At 39.2% G+C, this 22,303-nt stretch carries 18 protein-coding genes and 2 tRNA genes; 2 read left to right on the top strand and 18 right to left on the bottom strand.

Annotation, left to right across the window (positions count from 1 at the left end):
• Positions 1-77: 77 nt before the first annotated feature.
• From E1I69_RS14990 to spoIIE, 9 genes are all read right to left on the bottom strand, one after another.
• Complete coding sequence (locus tag E1I69_RS14990) at positions 78-1,001, bottom strand: peptidyl-prolyl cis-trans isomerase (protein WP_136380379.1); 924 nt, start codon at positions 999-1,001, stop codon at positions 78-80.
• Between the two features lie 20 nt (positions 1,002-1,021).
• Positions 1,022-1,900 (bottom strand): Hsp33 family molecular chaperone HslO, encoded by an 879-nt coding sequence (gene hslO / locus E1I69_RS14985; protein ID WP_136380378.1) that lies wholly within the window; start codon positions 1,898-1,900, stop codon positions 1,022-1,024.
• Positions 1,901-1,940: 40 nt separating this feature from the next.
• On the bottom strand, positions 1,941-2,714 hold the full coding sequence (locus tag E1I69_RS14980) for a type III pantothenate kinase (RefSeq protein ID WP_136380377.1): 774 nt from the start codon (positions 2,712-2,714) through the stop codon (positions 1,941-1,943).
• A gap of 155 nt (positions 2,715-2,869) precedes the next feature.
• Positions 2,870-4,810: an ATP-dependent zinc metalloprotease FtsH gene (gene ftsH, locus E1I69_RS14975; protein WP_136380376.1), complete on the bottom strand. Its 1,941-nt coding sequence runs from the start codon at positions 4,808-4,810 to the stop codon at positions 2,870-2,872.
• Positions 4,811-4,939: 129 nt separating this feature from the next.
• Positions 4,940-5,479: a hypoxanthine phosphoribosyltransferase gene (gene hpt, locus E1I69_RS14970; RefSeq protein ID WP_136380375.1), complete on the bottom strand. Its 540-nt coding sequence runs from the start codon at positions 5,477-5,479 to the stop codon at positions 4,940-4,942.
• Positions 5,480-5,493: 14 nt separating this feature from the next.
• Entirely contained in the window at positions 5,494-6,885 is a 1,392-nt protein-coding gene (gene tilS / locus E1I69_RS14965) for a tRNA lysidine(34) synthetase TilS (protein WP_136380374.1), read from the bottom strand.
• 57 nt (positions 6,886-6,942) lie between these two features.
• Positions 6,943-7,971, bottom strand: a complete 1,029-nt coding sequence (locus E1I69_RS14960; RefSeq protein WP_136380373.1) for a protein kinase domain-containing protein — start codon at positions 7,969-7,971, stop codon at positions 6,943-6,945.
• Positions 7,937-8,677 (bottom strand): vWA domain-containing protein, encoded by a 741-nt coding sequence (locus E1I69_RS14955; RefSeq protein WP_116354402.1) that lies wholly within the window; start codon positions 8,675-8,677, stop codon positions 7,937-7,939. The genes E1I69_RS14960 and E1I69_RS14955 overlap by 35 nt, the downstream gene beginning before the upstream one ends.
• Before the next feature lie 75 nt (positions 8,678-8,752).
• Complete coding sequence (gene spoIIE / locus E1I69_RS14950) at positions 8,753-11,239, bottom strand: stage II sporulation protein E (protein ID WP_136380372.1); 2,487 nt, start codon at positions 11,237-11,239, stop codon at positions 8,753-8,755.
• A 640-nt stretch (positions 11,240-11,879) separates the two neighbouring features.
• On the opposite strand from spoIIE, the gene E1I69_RS14945 reads away from it, so the two are divergent.
• Together E1I69_RS14945 and E1I69_RS14940 are read left to right on the top strand one after the other, a co-directional pair.
• Positions 11,880-11,956 (top strand) — tRNA-Met (locus E1I69_RS14945).
• Positions 11,957-11,965: 9 nt separating this feature from the next.
• Positions 11,966-12,037, top strand: a tRNA-Glu gene (locus tag E1I69_RS14940).
• A gap of 210 nt (positions 12,038-12,247) precedes the next feature.
• Here the strand turns inward: E1I69_RS14940 and E1I69_RS14935 are convergent.
• The 9 genes from E1I69_RS14935 to mfd form a co-directional block, all read right to left on the bottom strand.
• The gene (locus E1I69_RS14935; RefSeq protein WP_136380371.1) at positions 12,248-12,670 is read right to left on the bottom strand and encodes a S1 domain-containing RNA-binding protein; all 423 of its coding nucleotides are present in this window, start codon (positions 12,668-12,670) and stop codon (positions 12,248-12,250) included.
• An 81-nt stretch (positions 12,671-12,751) separates the two neighbouring features.
• Entirely contained in the window at positions 12,752-13,126 is a 375-nt protein-coding gene (locus E1I69_RS14930; RefSeq protein ID WP_136380370.1) for an FtsB family cell division protein, read from the bottom strand.
• A 15-nt stretch (positions 13,127-13,141) separates the two neighbouring features.
• Positions 13,142-13,777, bottom strand: a complete 636-nt coding sequence (yabQ, locus tag E1I69_RS14925; RefSeq protein WP_136380369.1) for a spore cortex biosynthesis protein YabQ — start codon at positions 13,775-13,777, stop codon at positions 13,142-13,144.
• Complete coding sequence (yabP, locus tag E1I69_RS14920) at positions 13,774-14,079, bottom strand: sporulation protein YabP (protein ID WP_116354407.1); 306 nt, start codon at positions 14,077-14,079, stop codon at positions 13,774-13,776. Before yabP ends, yabQ begins: the two co-directional genes overlap by 4 nt.
• Before the next feature lie 109 nt (positions 14,080-14,188).
• The gene (locus tag E1I69_RS14915) at positions 14,189-14,449 is read right to left on the bottom strand and encodes an RNA-binding S4 domain-containing protein (RefSeq protein WP_136380368.1); all 261 of its coding nucleotides are present in this window, start codon (positions 14,447-14,449) and stop codon (positions 14,189-14,191) included.
• Between the two features lie 15 nt (positions 14,450-14,464).
• On the bottom strand, positions 14,465-15,913 hold the full coding sequence (gene mazG, locus E1I69_RS14910; RefSeq protein ID WP_136380367.1) for a nucleoside triphosphate pyrophosphohydrolase: 1,449 nt from the start codon (positions 15,911-15,913) through the stop codon (positions 14,465-14,467).
• Positions 15,910-17,535, bottom strand: a complete 1,626-nt coding sequence (locus E1I69_RS14905) for a putative polysaccharide biosynthesis protein (RefSeq protein ID WP_136380366.1) — start codon at positions 17,533-17,535, stop codon at positions 15,910-15,912. Before E1I69_RS14905 ends, mazG begins: the two co-directional genes overlap by 4 nt.
• A gap of 367 nt (positions 17,536-17,902) precedes the next feature.
• Positions 17,903-18,439 (bottom strand): stage V sporulation protein T, encoded by a 537-nt coding sequence (gene spoVT, locus E1I69_RS14900; RefSeq protein ID WP_136380365.1) that lies wholly within the window; start codon positions 18,437-18,439, stop codon positions 17,903-17,905.
• Between the two features lie 231 nt (positions 18,440-18,670).
• A complete protein-coding gene (gene mfd / locus E1I69_RS14895) occupies positions 18,671-22,207 on the bottom strand; it encodes a transcription-repair coupling factor (RefSeq protein ID WP_136380364.1) in 3,537 nt (1,178 codons plus the stop codon).
• Positions 22,208-22,303: the final 96 nt, after the last annotated feature.

The raw sequence follows: 22,303 nt of genomic DNA, 5'->3' as shown, positions 1-22,303 counted from the left end.
TTATCTACAATTTAGCAATTCTCACTATAAAAGTCAACGAATTTACTACTCGCAAATTGTGAATTTTTTCTAAAATTTTATTGGTGATTTTCAAAGAACCATTTGACGCCAAGCTCTTTCCAGAATGGCTCTACTGATATAGCACCATTCATCTGGTCTATTGCAATTTGACGCTTAATTTGACCCTTAACATCATCATAGGAATATGTGACTGCATCAATTACCTCATGTAGGATAATAACCGCATAGCCACCTTCAACCTCGATAGGTTCACTCATTTCGTTTGGCTTTAATTTTTCAGCCATATCTAAATAGCTGTCGGGAGCATATCCGTTTTCCGCATTTACAAATCCGAGTTCGCCACCCCGATTTGCAGTAAACTCATCAGTTGATTTCTCCATAGCAAGTGCTGCGAAGCTTGAGCCATTTTCCAACTCTTGTTGTACTTGTTCAATTGCTTCTTTTGTTTTTACGACAATATGGGAAATGTGATACGACTTTGGAATTTCGTATAGATGCTTGTTTTCCTCGTAGAAATGTTTCATTTCTTCCTCAGAAATAATTGCGTCCTTCGTCAAGAGTTCTTCTAATAAAATGCTTAACTCAATTTGTTCTTGCCAGTGCTCATCATCGATATTCTCATTATCGATGGTATTATACATGGTCTTGATTAATGTCAATTCACGTTCTACAACATCCTCTGACAAAGTAATGTCATATTTTTTTGCCATTTGACGAACAACTTCTTCATCAATCATTCCCTCTAAAATTTGTTTCCCATATCTGTCTTCAAGTTCATTTAACCATTGTTGTCTTGTAATCGATGTTTCTCCAATTGTGGCCACTACTTCTTCTTCCCCACTTGCAACAACAGGTTTAGACGCTTCAACGGTCTTTTCCTTAGACTTTTCCCCTGATTCATCAGTCACAAAGTACACGACCGACAGACAGTTTGTGATAACGAGAGCAACTACAATTGACCATAATATCTTTTGATTCATTTTTCTCATCTCCCATTACCTTACTTTGCTTGGTCTTTTAATTCTATTAACTCTTCTTTTGAAAAATGATATTTCTCGTTACAAAAATGGCATTGTGCCTCTGCTTTTCCATCTTCCTCAATCATGGCTTCGATTTCTTCTGTACCTAGACTAATAATGGCACTTTCAATTCGTTCCCTTGAACATGGGCAAACAAATGATACTGGCATCTTTTCAAGAATTTTTAGGTTTTTTTCACCAACAATTTCTCCTAATATAGCTTCAGGTGTAAGGCCCCTTTCGATCATTTTGGAGATCGGCTCAATTTCTTGAAGTCTTTTTTCAATTTGCGAAATGGTTTCCTCGGTTGTTCCAGGCATCAGCTGAATCAAAAATCCACCAGCAGCTAAAATGGAGTTGTCGGGATTCACTAAAACTCCTACACCCACAGATGAAGGAGTTTGTTCAGAAGAAACAAGATAATACGTAAAATCCTCTCCAAGTTCCCCTGACACAATCGGCACTTGTCCGGAAAATTGCTCCCTCATTCCAATATCCTTTACAATTGTTAAGGTTCCGTCTGTTCCGACTGCCCTTCTCACATCGAGTTTCCCATGCTCATTTAAATCAAAATGAGTTTGGGGATTCGTCACGTACCCTCTTACTTCCCCTTTTGCGTTTGTATCAACCAGAATAATACCGATTGGTCCGCCACCTTCAACTTTTATGGTAAGCTTAACATCGCCTTTAAGAGTTGCTCCTAGCATCACTCCTGCTGTCATCGTTCGACCAAGTGCTGCCGACGCAGTCGGCCATGTATAATGGCGTCTTTGGGCCTCAGCAACTGTTTCTGTTGAATTAATGGCATATGCTCGAACTTGTCCATCAAAAGCTAACGCCTTAATTAAATAATCACTCATTTTTTTACTCCTTTTCGTGTCATCACATATGATGTTATTTTCATTTTGTTTCTTTATTACGTTGGTAAATAAGCTGTAGCCCTTTTAACGTTAAAAACGGGTCCACAATATCAATCGCGGTTGATTCTCCCGAAATCAGTGAAGCAAGTCCTCCTGTTGCAATGACCTTCGGCTTTTCCACAGCTTGGGATTTTATGCGGCCGACAATACCCTCAACTTGACCAACATACCCATATAATATACCTGCCTGCATTGCACTAACCGTGTTTCGCCCGATCACACCTTCTGGACGAGCAATTTCGATTCTTGGCAACTTTGCAGCCCTTGAATATAAAGCCTCCGTTGAGATGGCAATTCCAGGTGCTATTGCCCCACCCATGTATTGCTTTTTCTCGTTTATGTAGCAGTATGTTGTGGCAGTACCAAAATCAACAATGATAAGTGGACTTCCATACAGATGGATTCCAGCGACCGCGTTGACGATTCGATCCGCACCCACTTCTTTTGGATTATCATATTTTATGTTTAATCCCGTTTTTATGCCTGGTCCAACTACTAACGGCTTAATTCCAAAATACTTTAAACACATTCGTTCAAGCGCAAACATAATCGGTGGAACGACAGAAGACATAATAATGCCATTAATATCCTTAAAGGTTAATCCCTCATGGGCTAATAATGATTTTATCACGAGTCCATACTCATCTTCTGTTTTATTTCGGCTGGTTTCAATCCTCCAATGATGTTTTAACTCATCATTTTCATATACCCCTAAAACCATGTTTGTATTCCCTACATCAAAAACAAAAATCATGTGGTACCCCCTACCCCCAAATGCAAAAAGCACAGTTACGAAATTTGCAACTTAATGCAAACATCATACCATACCTCGTTTTTATTATTCCACAATTTAAGAGCTTAAAACGACACAAAAAAGGTGCCTACTTAGACTGTAGACACCTTTTGCTATTACTCTTCTTTATCTTTGTTTTCGCCTTCTGTTACTTCCTCTTCTTTTTTAGAGTTAATCGTAACTTTTACATCGTCTTTAGGCTTAACTGCATCCTCAGATACCTCTGGTCGATCAGGTAATTTTCCCTCTTCGAACAAGCTCTTAATTTGAGCAGCATCTAACGTTTCAACCTCAAGTAATGTTTCAGCGATCAGTTTAAGTTTATCTTGATGTTCTGTAAGAATTTGTCTTGCTTTTTCGTAACTTTCTTTAATAAAGCGTTGAATCTCAAGATCAATTTCATGCGCAATTGCATCACTGTAGTTTTGCTCGTTGTGAATGTCGCGTCCTAAGAACACTTGACCACCCTGTGCTTGACCGAACTGAAGCGGGCCTAATTTTTCACTCATTCCATATTCGGTAACCATTTTACGAGCAATACCTGTAGCACGTTGGAAGTCATTGTGAGCACCAGTACTTACTTCTCCAAACGTGATTTCCTCTGCTACACGACCTCCTAGGAGACCTGTAATTTTATCCAATAATTCAGGTTTTGTCATGAAGTAACGATCTTCCTTAGGAAGCATTACTGCATAACCACCAGCTTGACCTCGTGGGACAATAGTAACCTTATGAACCATATCTGCTTCATCAAGTACCATTCCAATAACGGTATGCCCCGCTTCGTGGAACGCCACGATATTGCGTTCTTTTTTCGAAATGACACGATTCTTTTTCGCTGGACCGGCAATCACGCGGTCTGATGCTTCATCGAGGTCGTTCATATCAATTTTCTTCTTGTTTTGTCGAGCTGCAACGAGCGCTGCTTCATTCAATAGGTTTTCGAGGTCAGCACCAGAAAACCCTGGTGTTCTTGCAGCGATTGCTTTTAAATCAACCGTTTCATCAAAAGGCTTATTACGAGCATGAACTCGTAAAACTGCTTCTCTACCTTTCACATCTGGACGGTCAACTGTAATTTGACGGTCAAAACGTCCTGGACGTAGAAGGGCTGGGTCTAGAATGTCTGGGCGGTTTGTTGCAGCAACGATGATGATTCCTTCGTTTGCACCGAATCCGTCCATCTCAACTAGCAATTGGTTTAAGGTTTGTTCACGCTCATCATGACCGCCACCAAGACCTGCACCACGCTGGCGTCCAACTGCATCAATTTCATCTATAAAAATGATACACGGCGCATTTTTCTTTGCATTTTCAAATAGGTCACGTACACGTGAAGCACCGACCCCAACAAACATTTCAACGAAATCCGAACCACTGATGGAGAAGAATGGAACTCCCGCTTCACCGGCAGCCGCACGGGCAAGCAATGTTTTACCTGTACCAGGAGGTCCAACAAGGAGGATCCCTTTTGGAATTCGTGCACCTAGTTCAGCAAACTTGCGAGGATCCTTTAAGAACTCAACTACTTCAATAAGCTCTTGCTTCTCTTCATCCGCACCTGCAACATCTTTAAATCGAACCTTTTTCTTTTCTTCGCTATATAATTTGGCTTTACTCTTACCAAAATTCATAACCCTACTACCGCCGCCTTGGGCTTGGTTAAGTAGGAAGAAGAATAAAATAAAGATAATAACAAATGGGATAATCGACGTAAAGAAGGTTACCCAACCACTTGTTTCCTTTGCTTTAAGTACATCGACGTCTGCGTTTACCGCAGCCTCCGTAATTCGATCAACCTCATTTTGGCTACCGATGATGTTAGTGACAAAAAACTGATCCTTATCATAGTTGTTTAACTGACCCCTAACCTCATAGACGCCTCTTTCAGGTTGTATCGTAATATTTTTTACATCCCCAGCTTCGAGATGTTGAACAAACTTGCCATATTTCATCACTTCAGGCTGGCCACCTGCTCCTTGGAAGAAGCTAACCACACCGATAATGACTAAAAATATGAGTAAATAGAATATGACGTTTCTAAAAATTCGATTCATCCCTTACCTCCTCCCGCGGTGAACAAACTATAGTAAATAGTATCATAGATAATTATGGCTATTCAAATGATATACGTGTTTTCAACAAAAAGGTTTCAAAAATATCTGCGTTTTTCTGTTAGAAAGTAACTATTCTGAGTAGACCTCGGGTTTTAATACACCAATATACGGTAAATTGCGGTATTTTTCAGCATAGTCTAGACCGTAACCGACAACAAACTCATCAGGAACAATAAACCCAACATAGTCTGCCTGAATATCAGCTTTTCTTCCTGTTGGTTTATCCAAAAGTGTAACAATTTTAATGGACTTTGCTTTACGGTAACGGAATAACTCAACGAGGTAGCTTAGGGTTAGACCACTGTCGATAATATCCTCAATGACAAGAATATCTCTTCCTTCTACAGATGTATCTAAATCCTTGATGATTTTTACTTCACCAGAGGAAACAGTTGAGTTTCCATAGCTTGACACATCCATAAAGTCCATTTCTAAGTATGTATCTACTCTTTTTAACAGATCGCCCATGAAAGGCATAGCTCCTTTTAAAATTCCGATAGCTAAAGGAAATTTGTCTTTATAGTCCTCTGTTAAAGTATTACCTAATTCCTTAATTTTTTGCTGAAGTTCTTCCTCACTAAATAAAACCTTCTCGATATCCTGCTTCATTCGTTTAAAGCCCCCTAAACATTCTGCGTGTATTGTAGTACGATATAGTGCGATTTTGTTTTACATGATGCTTCGTATGGTGATTTTTTCAATCCTGGAAGCCACAAAATCTTTCCTTGTTTATCCTCAACTATCGGCCAATGGTCACGTCTGTAAAGTGGTATTTTTTCATCAATGAAAATATCCTTCACTTTTTTTGAACCATTCATTCCTTTTAGTCTCATTTTATCTCCAATTTTTCTTGTTCGGACATAAATGGGCAATTGGATGATCTCTGGGTCGATGACGAAACAATCATTTCCAACCAAGTCATTAGGATAGTTCTTCCACACTTGACTCTTTATTTCACTACCATCTTCAAGTTTATAAAGCCCAGGTGTATCAATGTGAAATCGATAGGGGCTTACGCTTTCTTTACAATCCGTATAAGTATATGTACAACTCTCATAAGACTTTACAATTCGTAAACCAGCAGGGAAATGTAATTCTCCAGATGGATGATTATTCGCCAAGAAGGTTAACAAATTGTTAATATGTACGGCAGAAAGAGAAGGAGGAAGTTCCTTGTAGAGATAGTTTAATATTAGTTGAATCCCTCTTCTTTGTAAAGATTTTGGCATTGCTAAAAAGGGTGGAATTTCAATCTCTATTTCATTGTCTCCATTCCTTTTCATTACTTTATTCATTTTTTCGATTGTTAATTCATCTAAAACTTCATTATCCTCTGTCATGTACTGGCTAAATTGCAGAAAATGTTCGTGCACTGCCGAATTTTCCTGTTTTAAAAAAGGGAGAACATGATGCCTAAACCGATTCCTTGTATAGTCGTCTTTTTCATTTGACGGGTCACGTCTTGGCAACAACTTCCATTGTTTGCAGTATTCTTCAATCTCTGCTTTTGTCACAACTAAAAACGGGCGAATAATGAACCCACATGAAAAGGGGCGTTTTACCTGCATACCCGCATAGCCTACTCCCTTACTACCTCGGACTAAACGCATTAAAATCGTTTCTATTTGATCATCCCCATGATGCCCAAGCGCTAAGTAATCCGCCTTATATTTTCGCATGACTTCATCAAAAAAATCATACCTCACTTCCCTCGCGGCTACTTGGGAACTTAAGCCATGTTCCTTTTTATAGGATGTCACATCGATTTGAATTGATTCAAAAGGAATCTGAAACGATTCGCAACATTCTTTTACATATAATAAATCCTCTTCAGACTCTTTCCCACGAAACATATGGTCTACATGAGCAGCAATTAGAGTTACTTCTTTATACTGGTTAAATAAATAATGAAGTAACGCGAGGGAATCCGGACCACCGGACACCCCTACTATTACTGTTGAGCCGTTTTTAATTAGATCATGTTTTTTTATAAACCGGTTTACGTTTTCCATCATTGTCGGACCAATCCTTTGTATAAATCTAACTATATCGTAGCACTTTCCTATTTATTTTTACAGAATTTGTCCATATAGATAGAGCAAATACCCAAGTGAAACAAACAGCAGTAATAATACTGTTTCGAGCACCCCGCCTTTTTGTTTTTTTGGTTTTAGCCGTCTATTCGCCCGTGATACATTAGATCGAGCTTGGGATTGACTAGTTATCTTTGTCCGAGCTTGTGACTTTCTTGTTGTACGTGATTTTTGTAAAGGAGTGTGATTCTTATTTGCTTGGCTTAACTTCGCAACTAAATCTTTACGCATTTCAGCTGCACGCTGATATTTTCCATCAATCGCATCATATAGGACCGTATCAAACTTTCTTAGGGAATCCGTATTTGAAATAATAGATTTTAATTGTTTCAACGGTTGATCCGTTTTTGTAAATCGATTTGGATAGGCAGCATTGATAATAATCATCGCAACTGCAAATAGGTCATAGGAGGCTTCGGCTTTTCTTGAGCCCGCTCCCCAATAGCCACGATCAAAGAACTCAGTAAACTCTTTTATCGCCCTTCCTTGTGCAGTTGTTCCTCCGACATCAATACAACGGATTTTTGGCGGATTCCCTGCAACAAGTAGATTATCAGGTTTTAAGTCACCGAAAACCCATCCTTCCTGATGGAGCCTGTCCAAGTCGGAAAGCAATTGTAAGCATAAGATGCCTGTCCATTCTTTACCCCTTTTTTCAATAAAAGATAAAAAGCTTTCACCACGAATATATTCCATGACGTAAAAGGAAATAGGACTTGAAAATCCAGGTCTAATCCAATCATCGACATCTATAAAAGAAGGCCCAAGGGCAGAGCCTTGGACCATAGAGAAGTGTTTTAGCACATTTACTTCCGACGTAATTGTCACACCATTTTCACTAATTTTTAAAGCTACAGGACCATCAATACTCTCAGCCAAGTAGACAATTCCATTAGCGCCTTGTCCTAAAGGTCTCACAACGCGATATGATTTTTTATGCCACTTTCCAGTAATAACTGTACCGGGGGAAACCTTACATACCTGACTCTTCATAGTATTGTTCATCATCACGAGACAACAAACTCCTTAATGATCTTTTTTTCTTGAAGTAGGTAAGTGCCTCACGGATTGCCGGACCTGTTGGTGTAATTCCACCCGTTGTAAGCTTCGGAAAAATACTAGATAAGGATTCTAGTCTCGGCGTCCAATCTAATACCCTTTCTACCTCTACTCTTTTCCCCGGAAATACAAAAACAGAAAATTGATTATCTCCCATTCTCGCATTCAAACTTATTGATAGGTCTAGCAAGGCTTCTTTTACAGTTGGTAATTTATGTTTCATACTCGCGCTTGTATCCACTAGAACGAGGACTTCTAAATCGACAGTTTCTCCAAGTTCATCCACAACCTCCATTACTTCCCCGCGTTTTTCCGGAGGAAGATCTTCCATCGATGTCTTGGCTCCCAAAATTTGCTGGAGTTCCTTGTTGACAACCCCTTGTAAAGTTTGAGTCATTGCTTGTCTTGTTACCATTTGAACTGTTTGAGACAATTGAGTGGAATAGACAATTTGACTGACTCCACCACCAGCCGTAGCGATTCCTTCTATTTCCTGCATACCTTGTTCATCAATCGTATCCTGCTCCACTACACCAATGACATTGATCGTTACACCTTGCTCTCTAGCAAGTGCAGCCATTGCTATTGGATCTTCCCCTTGATTTGAGCAACCGTCTGTAATTAATAGAATTTGCTTCAATGTGCCTTTTTGCACGTTTCATCCCCTCCAACTAGGTAAAATTAGTATAAGGATGGACGAAATTATTACTTTTTAAACCTCCTAATAGAGTCAGATAGCTTTACTTTTCGTTTTATGATAACCATAGGCAGGGATGGCTGCCCATTTTGGTGTATTATGTTTAATCTTTGTCACAACTACTGTCATATCATCCTCGATTTGACCAGATCTCGTGCGAATGACCTCTTCCATAATGAGATCCGCAACTTCTTGAGGCTCTTTTGTTTGAATTTCCTTAATCTTACGTTTCATCCACATATCATAGTTTTCAACGTGTTTTGGCCCTTCAAAAATCCCATCACTCATCATGATTAATAGGTCTCCTGCCTTCAATTGTTCATCTACTACCTCGACTTCAAAGTCCTCAATAATGCCCATTGGCAGATTACTTGCCTGTATTTTACTAATCGTATCCCCTCTCTTAATATAACTTGGCGTAGATCCTATTTTTAAGAACTTCGCACTTGCATCTTGTAAGTCAATCACTGCTAAATCAAGCGTCGAGAATATCTCATCTGTTGTACGTAAGGAGAGAATCGAGTTAACGGATTTAATCGCCACCTTCTCTTCAATGCCTGATTGAAGAATCTTCTTTAACAACTCCAAGGTTTCATTGCTCTCATAATGGGCTCGTTCGCCATTTCCCATCCCATCACTAATGGCAACCGCATGTTTTCCAACACCTAACTCAATTGTCGAATAGCTGTCCCCTGATACTAATCCGCCGCCCTTAGCAGCGTGAGCAACACCAGTCTCAAGAACATATGCCTTTGCCGAACCAAGTGTCACATGGCAAAACCCATTTGGATAAGCTGAGCATTCTTCGCTTTTTACGAGGATCGTTTCCTCCAAAATATCCGATAACATCGGTGCAATTAACTTTTCACACTCCCCACTTCCATTGCAATATGGAATACTCAATTCAATATCTACATTTCCTTGTTCCACACTGTAAATTTCTACATGCCCAATTTGAATACCAAACGCCTGCAACGCATCAAGGATTTGCTCTTCCAATACATGATGATTTTCACCTTCACGTTGAATTTCCTTCGCAAAATCACTCATGACCTGGGAAACTCCTAATAATTGTTCTGCTACTAGTTTTCGACTCTCCTTTACTTGTTTTTTTAGTTTTTGGTTTGCCTGATAATAGGTCAGCTCCTGTTCAATGGCATCGATTACTTTTTTCGAGCGTACACAATGCTTGTCCCAGTCTCTTGTAAGCTTGTGGTTGTACTGAAGCGAATTTGTATCACATCCATGCATAATATCTTTCATATAATCATATGTTTTATTAAAGTTCTTGGACCAGCACGCCTCCTTTTTAAAACATGATTGGCAGGTCTTTTCCGTTACATTACTTAAAAACAAATCGACTTCACGGTCTTTGTCCTCTTCATCAATGGGATATCCATATTCCGAAAAACTATTGGACAAAGCCTCAAATACTGTTGAAAACTGTGACACGCGACTTGCCGTTACATCACGAACTTTACGTAAATATTGCTGTTGCTCTGCATGGTGCTCAGGTGTTCCTGGTATATTTTTAGCCACCTTGCTTATTAAGCTCCTAGGCGTTAGTAAAAATAAAAGAATAGCAACTACGGATTCATATAATGTAGGAATGATTTGACTTGCTCCTTCACCGTATAGACCAATTAAAAGCGTCCCTACTATGAGACCCAGAGCAACTCCGCCCTTTTTGCCTTCTTTTAAAAGACCACCCAATAATCCAGAAAAAGCAAGAAGGCTCATTTGGTACAAGCTTGTAACATTCGCTAAACTTAAAATAAGTCCAGTGACAACTCCTACCGTTGATCCGATTGTTGCCCCTGCCACAAATGCAAACAAGAGGACAACATATCTTGAGAGAACATTGGAAACAGACATCTCATAAACAAGCCAACCCATTGTTCCTGTTAACACAGAGGCAATTAAGATAATCAAACAAATAACTTCTTCCGTTTTAAAGGATTGTCTCCTTCGTCTCTCTGTTAACAATGGTACGCTTTGTAGGAAAATCAAGGTTAAAATAAAAGCGAGCCCAGATCCGACGCCAATCATTACTCCGTCATGGATAGTGATTGTTCCTTGAGTAACGTATAGCACTCCAACCTTCGCAATGGCAGATGCAATTAACACCAGAGTTGGTAATGCTTTGATCAAATCTACTTTAAACCTTTTAAGAACCTTATAAATTACTAGAAAAAAGACGATTGATAGAAATGTGAAAACAGTGACATCTGCTGAAAGGGTAAACGATCCCGCAATAACAGCAGCCATCGCAAGTCCTGCTTTACCTTTTTTCATCATAAATACACTTGCAAAAAATGGTAACGCAAAGGGGGTTAATTCATTCAGGATGAGGGCCCGCCCTAATAAAAACCCAACGACTACTAGTAAAAGCCCTTTTAGTAGAAATAGATTTACAATCTTAGCTTGAATGCGATGAAACCATTTGGTTACAGTGTCCTGTGTTTTTCCAATGTCTACCTCTGCGATTGGACCGCTCAGATTTCTCTCTATTCTTTCCATTTATAAACACTCCCCGTAATTAATAGTTGTCTGTTATTATACAGTTGCAGGAATTCGTATTTTGTCAAAACAACAGGAGCGAAAAGGAAAATCATTCGACTGCTTGTCTAGTTTTCCAACAAAATAAATGTGATATGACGAAATTTAGGATTGTAATTTGATAGGTTTGTAGTAAATTTCATAAATTTATTGTGTCTATAGTGTGAATTTTTGTATTATTTCACTTCAATACAAAATATATTGACGAACGAATAGACAGAAGGTATTATATTACTTGTGCTTACTTACTAGAGTTTGGGACAGAGATTGTCGAACACTTTTTATAAAAAATGGCGGTGTAGCTCAGCTGGCTAGAGCGACGAGCAAAACTTCCATGAATCATCTGCGAGTTGTTCCGACGCATCAATCATCCTCGAATTAGCTAGTAGAGGAAGGAACATACTTACTAGTTTCAAAAATATACTGTTTCAGTACTCATTTATCCATGGCGGTGTAGCTCAGCTGGCTAGAGCGACGAGCAAAACTTCCATGAATCATCTGCGAGTTGTTCCGACGCATCAATCATCCTCGAATAGCTAGTAGAGGAAGGAACATACTTACTAGTTTCAAAGATATACTGTTTCAGTACTCATGTATCCATGGCGGTGTAGCTCAGCTGGCTAGAGCGTACGGTTCATACCCGTGAGGTCGGGGGTTCGATCCCCTCCGCCGCTACCATAATTTAACGGCCCGTTGGTCAAGCGGTTAAGACACCGCCCTTTCACGGCGGTAACACGGGTTCGAATCCCGTACGGGTCATACGAACGAACAGTGCAAGTAAAACAATTGTTTTACTTGCACTTTTTTATAGTTATTTTGTTATAGAGATAACTTCCTTTTTTTCAATATGTACCTTCAACCAAAACGATAGTGGTCAAAATCTAGTTTTCAACCACATAAAAAACAGCACACAAAAAAGCACCCCAATTAGGGTGCTTTATCTATATATATTTAAGTTACAGCAGCAGGTTATCCTCTTCTCGCTCCACGCCCACCACGTTTTGACTCCGTGTTACGCTTTAAGGAAGATAGACGATCTTCACTGTCCTTCAGAAAGCGATTCATTTTTTGTTCAAAGCTTTCAGTTTTGTTTTGATTACGTTGGTCGTTTCTGTTATTGCGTGGACCATTGTGTCGTGGACGTTGTGGTTGTTGTGTTTCTTTTGCTTTTTTAATGGATAAACCAATTTTTCCATCTTTCTCAACATTGATAACCTTGACCTCTACTTGATCGCCGACCTTTAAATGCTCATTAATATCTTTAACATAGTTGTCAGCAACCTCACTAATATGGACAAGACCAGTTGAGCCCTCTGGCAGCTCCACAAACGCTCCAAAATTCGTAATTCCTGTTACCTTCCCTTGAACCTTGCTGCCTACTTCGATTGACATAAAAAAAATGCTCCTCCTTAAATTTGAAAAAAAATCAATTTACTATATTATACATAATTTAAAAATCAAGTGTCAATAAGACTAAGACCCATCCCCAACTTTAAAAATGATTTCTCCTTCCTTAGATAGAAAATAATCCCTGCGAATGATCTTTTCAATATACTCATCACTGTTCAGTTTTACGACTTCCTCTTCAAGAAGAACCTGCTCATCTTTTAGTGTGGTGAGCTGCTCTTGTAATTGTTCCTTTTTAGCAGCCTTTTCATTCATTGTCTTATGTTGGGATACAACCATTGAAATGAGCCCATAGGAAATAATGACAACCAAAACAAAAAAGACCGCTAATCTTCTCATTAAGCCTTTTCGTTTTATTTGAAGGGCTTCTTCTTGTTGTTTATATTTTTCCATATAGGTTGATTGTAATTGCGCTACATTTTTCTTTCGTACTGCACTCATTGTAGAGAATGCCTCCTATTGTTTCCTTATCTTCTTCCACCATTTTATCAATATAGGTTTGATATTCTCTACTTTTTTCAAAAATCCTGCACACTTTTGAAAAATCTTTTCTACATTATTTGTAAAGGTGGAGGGCAACAGCCTCCAGATCATGATTCCAATCCACTTTACTGGGGCAAAACAAATTTTAATAATCATCCAACAGATCTTCAGGAGGAGTCTCCCAAAGACCAAGAGGACATTGAAAATTCCCAAAAGAATCACAATAATAAGCTGATAGAGCATTTTAATAGGCCGAATGATGAGAAACTCACCGGTTTTTAGTAAAAATTCATATAAACGTATGATGGCTTGAATAATATGTTCTAATATCCTCATATACATGGCTTTTAAGAGGCTTTGGTAAGCGGCAAATCCACATAGTATCGCGATAAATACGTAAAATCGAAGTTCACCCTCATTTACCACTAAAAGCGTATAAAAGAACAACAGGCCTTGTACAACCCAAAAAAGAATGTCATTGATAAAAACGAAGAAATACTTTCGTCTTGAACGCTTTAAAAACCGCTGATACGTGTCTAGAGAGGCTCCTAGCCACCCCCCCATGCAAATCATTGCGAGTAATGTATAAAATTGGGTTGTTAAGGTCATCTAAATAACTTGCTAAAGAACCCTTTAGCCTTCTCCGTGGAGTGTTCGTCCAAATAGCTAATATCATAGACTCTTCCTTTGATTGATACAATGCCTTTTTCCACATCAAGGTTTTTCATTTGCAGGTTTTGGCCACGAATGGCTAGGAAGCCCATAACAGTTTCAAGTAAAAACTCCTCATTATCAAAGCTTTCTACCTGTTTTACACCTGTTATGTCAAGAAGTTTGCGACTTCTCATGATCACATCATGCTCTTGTACGGTTCCTCTATTAGATGGAGTTCCATCATGATATTGGTTCATCGTTTATCCCCCACATTCATACTTTGGTCAAAAATAACCAATGGTTTAATAGTAAAATGTATGAGTTTATGGTGGGATTTAGAACAAGCCTTACTGAGATTATCGAATATTATGCTTCTGCTTTTTCTTCTTTCACTATGGAGTAAAGCTTATCGGCATATTCTTTTTTTGTTGTTTCTTGAAGATCCTCAATTTTCACAGTTACAATTTTCTGACCAAAACGGATGGTTAACTCATCCCCAATTTTCACATTGCTGCTTGCTTTTGCAGCTAGTCCATTAATCAAGATCCTCCCCTGGTCTGCGACCTCTTTTGCAAGAGTACGTCTCTTAATTAACCGGGAAACCTTCAAAAATTTATCCAATCTCATAGCTTTCACCTCTTTCTACAATCCTTTTTGTTTCGCTTTCTCCCAGATAGCGTCAAGTTGCTCAAGGGTTTGCTCTTCAAACTTTAGCCCTTGTGTTTTGAGTTCCTCTTCTATAAATCGAAAACGTCTTGCAAACTTTTGATTGGTTATCGCAAGTGCTTCTTCTGGGTCAAATTTATAAAATCTCGCTATATTGGCTAAAGCAAATAGGATATCGCCGAATTCTTGAACAGCCTCTCCTTTTTGTTTTTCGGTTACCGCTTCCTTGTATTCTTGTATTTCTTCAAAAACCTTGTCCCACATAGGTTCGACATCATCCCAATCAAATCCTACCTTGGCGGCCTTTTTTTGATACTGAACAGCCTTCATTAAACCTGGCAAGCCTTTTGTAACTTCATCTAAAATTGACTTTTCTTCAAGATCATTGCCTTTTTCCATTCGTTTAATTTGCTCCCAATTGGTCACGACTTCCTCTGCTGTATCAGCTGATACTTCTCCAAATACATGTGGATGTCTTCGAATCATTTTTTCAGAAATTCCACGAATGACATCATCAATGGTAAACATTCCTTCATCTTCACCAATTTGGGCGTGAAGGAGAACTTGAAGAAGCACATCCCCTAGCTCTTCTGCTAAATGGGCATCATCTTCACTGTCGATTGCGTCAAGAACCTCGTAGGCTTCCTCTAGCAAGTATTTTTTCAACGATTCGTGGGTTTGTTTTTGATCCCACGGGCATCCACCAGGACCCCTTAATGCTGCAATAATTCTTCTAAAGGAACGAAAATCATGGTAAAGCATCTCATCTTCTTTCACAGGCGGAACATAGACGCTTGTCAGATTGTTGACGCGTGCTTCTCGATCCAGCTCATAAAGAGGAACTTTCGTTATTTTTTCTTCCTTACTACCTGCTGCAGTTACAATATACACTTCATATTCATCAGGTAATTGCTCCATTAATGTTAATTTCACATTGGAAGCAATGTACTGGTCATACACCTGGCAGATGATAATATGCTGTGATAGCTGAAGTTCATCTTTTTCAAAAGATAAGGCATCAAGGAATTGAAACCCTTCAATCGGATCAATCTTTAATGATGCGAATAACGGGTCAATGAAGCTTTGACCGCCCTCAATTTGAACCTGAAGATCTTTGTCCTCTAGTAAAAGCTGAGTTGTCTTTTCTGCTACCATTGGGTGCCCCGGTACAGCATAGATAATATCCTTTGTTTTTGCTTCATCTTTTAAAATAGCAACAATTTCACCATAAACGGCCTCGAATTGGTCATGCTTTTCATAAATCTCATCGAAGGATTGGTAGGAAAGTCCTTCTGCTTCTAATTCCTTAATAACAGGATGCTCCTTCGTCCGAAGAAATAAATGTTCAGCTGCTAAAAGCCTACGATAGATGCCGAGTGGAAGCTGTGATAAATCTCCCGCTCCTAATCCTAAAACTGTTATCATCCGTTTTTCCCCCTTTTAAGTAACCTAATCAGAAAGGTTCCTTTTGATCCAATTGGGATTTCTGAGAGCTCCTCTTCCGTAAACACGCTCCCTCTCACAATGAAATATAGATAAACCACCCCTCCAATAAATACAGAGGTCAATGCTTCAATGCTTGCAAATGTTCGACTTTCTCCAAGTATCGGAAAAAGGTGATGCAAGACCCAAGAATAGCAAAAAATGACGAACGCCATAGCACCTGTTGCTAATAGGACGTGATTAAAAAATGTCCAATTGCCCAGCACCCCAGGTAACTTTCTTTTTACAATTATCATTTGTATAACCGCTATTACCCCAAAAGCAAACAATGTTGCAACAGCTGCCCCACTTGTTTCATAAGTAGGAACAAGTAACAGATTAAAAAGCCATTTAAAAAACATTCCACCCATAACGACAATAGCAGGGATAAACGAATGACCCAACCCTTGTAAAATTGCCGTAATGGATTGTGATAATGTCGTAAATAAAATTGAAAAACCGAAGACCATTAAGACATTTGTTCCATGGTCATTTCGAAACAGCATAATATTGGTTGGCTCTAGGACACAAGCAAGTCCAAATGCCGCCCCAAATCCTACAACAACACTTAAACGGAATGTTAAATCAACCTTTTTTCGAATAAAGGCCATATCGTTTCTTGCCTTTGCGCTTGCGATTAGTGGGACAAGCGATAACGCTAAGGATGTAGCAACGATTGTGCCAAGCTGAAGCAAAGGCTGGCCTCTATCATAAACGCCTTTTACCTGTTTCGCTACCTCTTCTTCCATTCCACCGGAAACTAACAGGGAATACACAGTGAAGGAATCGACCAACTGAAATAGAATTAACAATAAAGCACTGATGCAAATCGTCATCCCTTGAGTGAAAAGGATTTTAACAATTTCCATCGTATGAATTGAAGCTTTTTTATAGAGTCTATTTTGACCGACCTTTTTCCTATTCAGTAAATAAAACAACAGAACGGATATTGATGCAATCCCACCTGTAACTGAACCAAATATCGCCCCTGCTCCTGCCTCATAAACTCCATAGCCATAATCCAAGAGAATAAATGACATGAGTAGGATAGTGACAACGCGAACTAATTGTTCTGTTACTTGTGAAACGGCAGTTGGAATCATATTTTTATGACCCTGAAAATACCCGCGAAAGACAGAAATAAACGGCAAGAGTAAAAAGGAAAAGGAAATCACCCTTACTAGGGATGAGAGCTCTTTGTCACCCATCCAGCCGGCAACGACTTCTGCCCCCCAGTATAAAAAACTAAATAGGACAATCCCCATTCCGAGTAATGTTAGTAACGTGATATAGAGTATTTTCACAACAGAAGCTTCATCCTGTTGTTCCAATTTCTCGGCAAGAAGCTTTGAAATAATCACTGGAAATCCATATGTCGAAAACACGAGGACTATTCCGTATATCGGATATGCCTGTTGATATATGTAAAAACCGACATCTCCCGCAATATTTTGATAGGGGATCCGGTAGCCTGCACTTAGTATCTTTGTGATCAAACCGGCAAGGGTAAGGATAAATGCCCCTTCCCAAATTCGTTTTGACCGCTCTGCGGATTGGACGTCCATCGCCCATCTCCTTCCCTCAAATCATATACGCCTTGGCGTATTTGCGCCCAGATTTTTAGGCCCACAGGAAGTGGGTCATAAAGACGTTGCCACAGGATGTGGCGTTTTTAGTCTTTAATCTTATTGCGCGAAAAGCTACCTTTGAAAATCTGTGGCATCCGCCGGAGGCTTTTAACTTTATTCAGCTTGGTTTAACTCGTTACACATGTTTTATTCACTTCTTAAAAATAAGCGACTATTACTGAATAAAGTTAAATAATTTCCAGTGTATTATAACATACTTACTGTTCTACGTAGGACAATTCCTCCCTAACGGAAGAAAAGGCAGCTAAAATAGCTACCTTTTCCATCTATTCTTGCTTTTATATTACTGTTCCATCTGACGCGCTAAGAAACCAGCTGCAGTTTCGACTGCCTTTTGTTCCACTTCTCCAAGTGCTTTTTCTTTTGATAAAATCACTACTGCACCTATTGGATCTCCGTTTGCAATGATTGGACCGATTGTATATGATGAGATTGTTTCATCGGTACCCTCCACGATGGATACTTGGCGTTCCTCTGTTTCCAAAATTGAGGATCTATCCTCCATCGATTTTTCGACTAGCTCACTAATATTTTTATTTAAGTATTCTTTTTTGGAGCCTCCTGCAACCGCAATAAATGCATCACGGTCACAAATAAGTACTTGATGCCCAAGGCTATCAAAAAGAGCCTCTGCATATTCCTTTGCAAAATCGCTTAATTCACTAATCGGAGAATATTTCTTTAAAATAACCTCACCATCTCGATCAACAAAAATCTCTAATGGATCTCCTTCTCTAATACGTAACGTTCTGCGGATTTCTTTTGGGATAACTACTCGACCTAAATCATCAATTCGACGAACAATACCAGTTGCCTTCATTCTTATGATGCCTCACTTTCATCTGATGATTAAAGAATAGTGGTGATTCATGTACAATTTGACTGGATTTGAATAAATCACCATTTGTTGTTGAGTTTAGTATCTTACACCATCAAAGTTCTATTCACGATGATCGTGATTTTTCATCAGAGGGAAAATTAACCATACATCAGAACTATAGGGCAATCAGACTTTGGTTCTATTCATCAATTGTTTAACTAGGCCCAAGAGTTAAACTGCATTTACGTTTTCTTTTTTTACATCTTGTAACCCTTTAACCATATCAAAAATGATGCCTAACCATTGGTTTACATCTAGCCCTTTTGTTTGGATGACAATTTTTAGCTTACTGCCTTCCATACCAAGACCAACCATTCGGCCAAATGTATTTCCTAATTTAAAGATCTTCCCACCGTCAATGCGGCTGCTTGCTTCTTCAGATAAAAGAATGGTAATTTCCTGTTTAACCTGTTTAATGGAGATGACTTGCTCCGCTAATGCATAAACCTTTATTTTGGCAATCTTAAATAGATAGTCCACCTCTACTGGGTATTCACCAAAACGATCAACCATCTCTTCACGAAGTTCTTCCACATCCTCCATTGAAGAGATACCCCTAAATCGCTTATACATATCAATTTTTTGGCGACCATCTGAAATGTATGCATCTGGAATATACGCATCCACTTCAACATCAATTTCCACACTCGTTTGTTTTACTGTTGTCGTATCTCCCTTACGTTCCTCAATTGCCTCTTTCAGCATTTGTGAGTATAGGTCAAATCCAACAGAATCAATAAATCCGTGCTGTTGGGCGCCTAAAATATTTCCTGCTCCACGAATAGAAAGGTCACGCATCGCGATTTTAAACCCTGAGCCTAGTTCTGTAAATTCCTTGATTGCTTGTAGTCGTTTTTCAGCGACTTCATTCAATACCTTATCCTTCCGGTACGTAAAATAGGCATATGCTACACGATTTGAGCGTCCTACACGACCTCTAAGTTGATAAAGCTGTGAAAGACCCATTCGGTCTGCATCTTCTACAATCAAAGTATTCACATTTGGAATATCGACACCTGTTTCAATAATAGTTGTCGTCACAAGGACATCATATTGACCATCTAGGAAATTTAAAATCACTGATTCAAGTTCATTTTCAGTCATTCTTCCGTGAGCATACGCAATTCTCGCATCAGGAACCAGCATGGAGATTTCTTCCGCCTTACGCTCAATATCCTCTACACGATTATATAAAAAGTATACTTGGCCATCCCTTGCCATTTCCCGTTCAATCGCTTCTCTTATCAGTTCACCATTGTATTCAACGACATAGGTCTGCACCGGGAATCGATTTTCAGGTGGCGTTTCGATGACAGACAGGTCACGAACACCTAGCATTGACATATGAAGGGTCCGTGGGATTGGTGTAGCCGTCAAAGTGAGCACATCTATATTCGCTTTTAATTGTTTAATTTTTTCCTTATGGGTAACACCAAAACGTTGTTCCTCATCAATAATTAAAAGACCTAAATCTTTATACGTAATATCCTTAGACAAGAGGCGATGTGTTCCGACGACAATATCAACTGTTCCTGCCTTTAGCCCTTTGATAACCTCTGTTTGCTGTTTCTTGGAACGGAAACGACTTAGTTGCCCAATTGAAATTGGGAAGTCCTGAAACCGTTCACGGATGGTTTCATAATGCTGTTGCGCCAAAATGGTAGTTGGCACTAGGAAGGCAACCTGCTTCCCATCCATGATCGCCTTGAATGCTGCACGAATTGCAACCTCTGTCTTTCCATAACCTACATCTCCACAAAGGAGGCGATCCATTGGACGCTCGCGTTCCATATCCTTTTTAATTTCATGGATTGACCTTAGCTGGTCCTCTGTTTCTTGATATTGGAAAGATGCCTCGAATTCTCTTTGCATTTCTCCATCTGGAGAAAAGGCAAATCCTTTACTTGCTTCACGCTCGGCATATAGCTTAATTAAATCATCCGCAATATCCTGTACCGATGATTCAACTTTCTTCTTAACACGCTTCCAGTCAGTTCCACCTAGTTTGTAAATCTTCGGTTCCTTGCCTTCAGAGCCAACATACTTTTGGACCTGCTCAATTTGATCCACAGGCACGTATAGTTTGTCATTGCCTTGATAGCGAATATGCAAATAATCTTTGTGAATTCCATTAATTTCTAATGTTTCAATTCCTAAATACTTACCAATCCCGTGGTTAATGTGAACAACATGGTCTCCGACATGCAACTCAGAATAGCTTTTAATCCGCTCCGCATTGGAAAGCTTTTGCTTTCTCTTAGACTTTTGCATTTTTTTCTTAAAGAGCTCTTCTTCAGTGATGACTGCGACTCGTTGCAATGGCAATTCAAAACCATCTTGCAAATCTCCAAGCATGATTTGTGCTTTTCCTAGCAAAATATCTCCATCCGTTTTACTAGGAATGGCTTCAATCTCATAGTCGGACAGGACTTGCTCCAATTTTTTCACCCGCTCCTCATTTGAACCGATGAAAATAACAGAGTAATTCCCTTTTTGCCAGCGCTCAAGCTCTGTTTTTAGAACATGCATTTGACCGTGGAAATTTTGCATCTGTTTACAGGACATATTTAAAATGTTCTGTGGACTCGTATGCGGAACATGCCTTAAAAATAGAGATAAATACACATAAGGATTAGTTGATTGTTGAAGAAGCTTTGTAAACGAATGCGACAAAGTCAAATTATGAATGATCTCCCCTTGTGATAAAAGACTAATCACCCATTCAGCTTCTTCTTTATCCAGACTTTCTGCCATCTCCTGGATTCTACTAATTTCATCTAACAACACAATCCCATTATTAGGTAAATAGTCTAGCAAACTAGCAGGCTGGTCGTAGATGAGAGATAGATATTTGAACATTTGCTGCAAAGTTTGCCCATTTCTTAATTGTTCAAGCTCGTAAGAAATATTCTCTACGAATAGTTCCTTTACTTTTTCATCTTTAATCTTCTTTAGGCTTTTCGCTAATCCTTCCTCTAATGCATTTGCACCTTTTTCCAAATGTGTTGGCGTTAAAAGAATTTCCGTTGCAGGCCCGAGCACAACCTTGTTGATTTTTCCTTGTGATCGCTGATCCTCAAGTGAGAATGTGCGGATTGAATCTACTTCTGTATCAAATAACTCAATCCGGACTGGATTTTCCTCGGTTAACGGGTAGATATCTAGAATTCCACCTCTTACACTATATTCACCAGGCGCTGATACCATTGACACCCGTTCATACCCCATAGAAACGAGTTTTTCCAATGTACCTTGCACTTCAATATCATCACCAACCGCAAATGTTAATTGGCTTTCATTCCATAATTTTTTAGGTGGAAGTAACCTTTTTAATCCCGCTATCGGAGCAACAATAACCCCTTTGGATTGGTGGCTCCAATAGTTCAACGCTTCGATTCGTTGCCCTTTTAGTTCAGGGCTTGCGATTCCAATTTCTGATGCAATTAATTCATTCACCGGATAAAGGAAAACCTCGTCCTCATCTAAAAGCGCATTTAAATCTTCATAAATTTTTTGAGCCTGGAACAAATTATGCGTCACAACTAAGATAGGTCGTTTTGTCTGCCTATATAAAGCTGCCGTAAACACGGTGCGAGCAGATCCCGATAAACCAGCAATTAACTGTTCTCGTAACCCCTCATCTATTCCATCTATAACGGATTTTAACTCATCATTATTTCCAACATATTGCTGTAGTCCCTTAAGCAACTCGGTTACCCCCTCTCTAAGTTCGTAATGTTTCCTTTGGTTTAACCGAACTTAGGAATCTCAAGTCTCTATCTTAAAATAAATAGAAAAACGCTT

It is taken from the genome of Bacillus timonensis (assembly GCF_004799755.1).
GTDB lineage: Bacteria > Bacillota > Bacilli > Bacillales > Bacillaceae_L > Ferdinandcohnia > Ferdinandcohnia timonensis_A.
The sequence above is the reverse complement of the archived record's forward strand: the minus strand, read 5'-3'. Positions and strand labels throughout refer to the sequence as shown.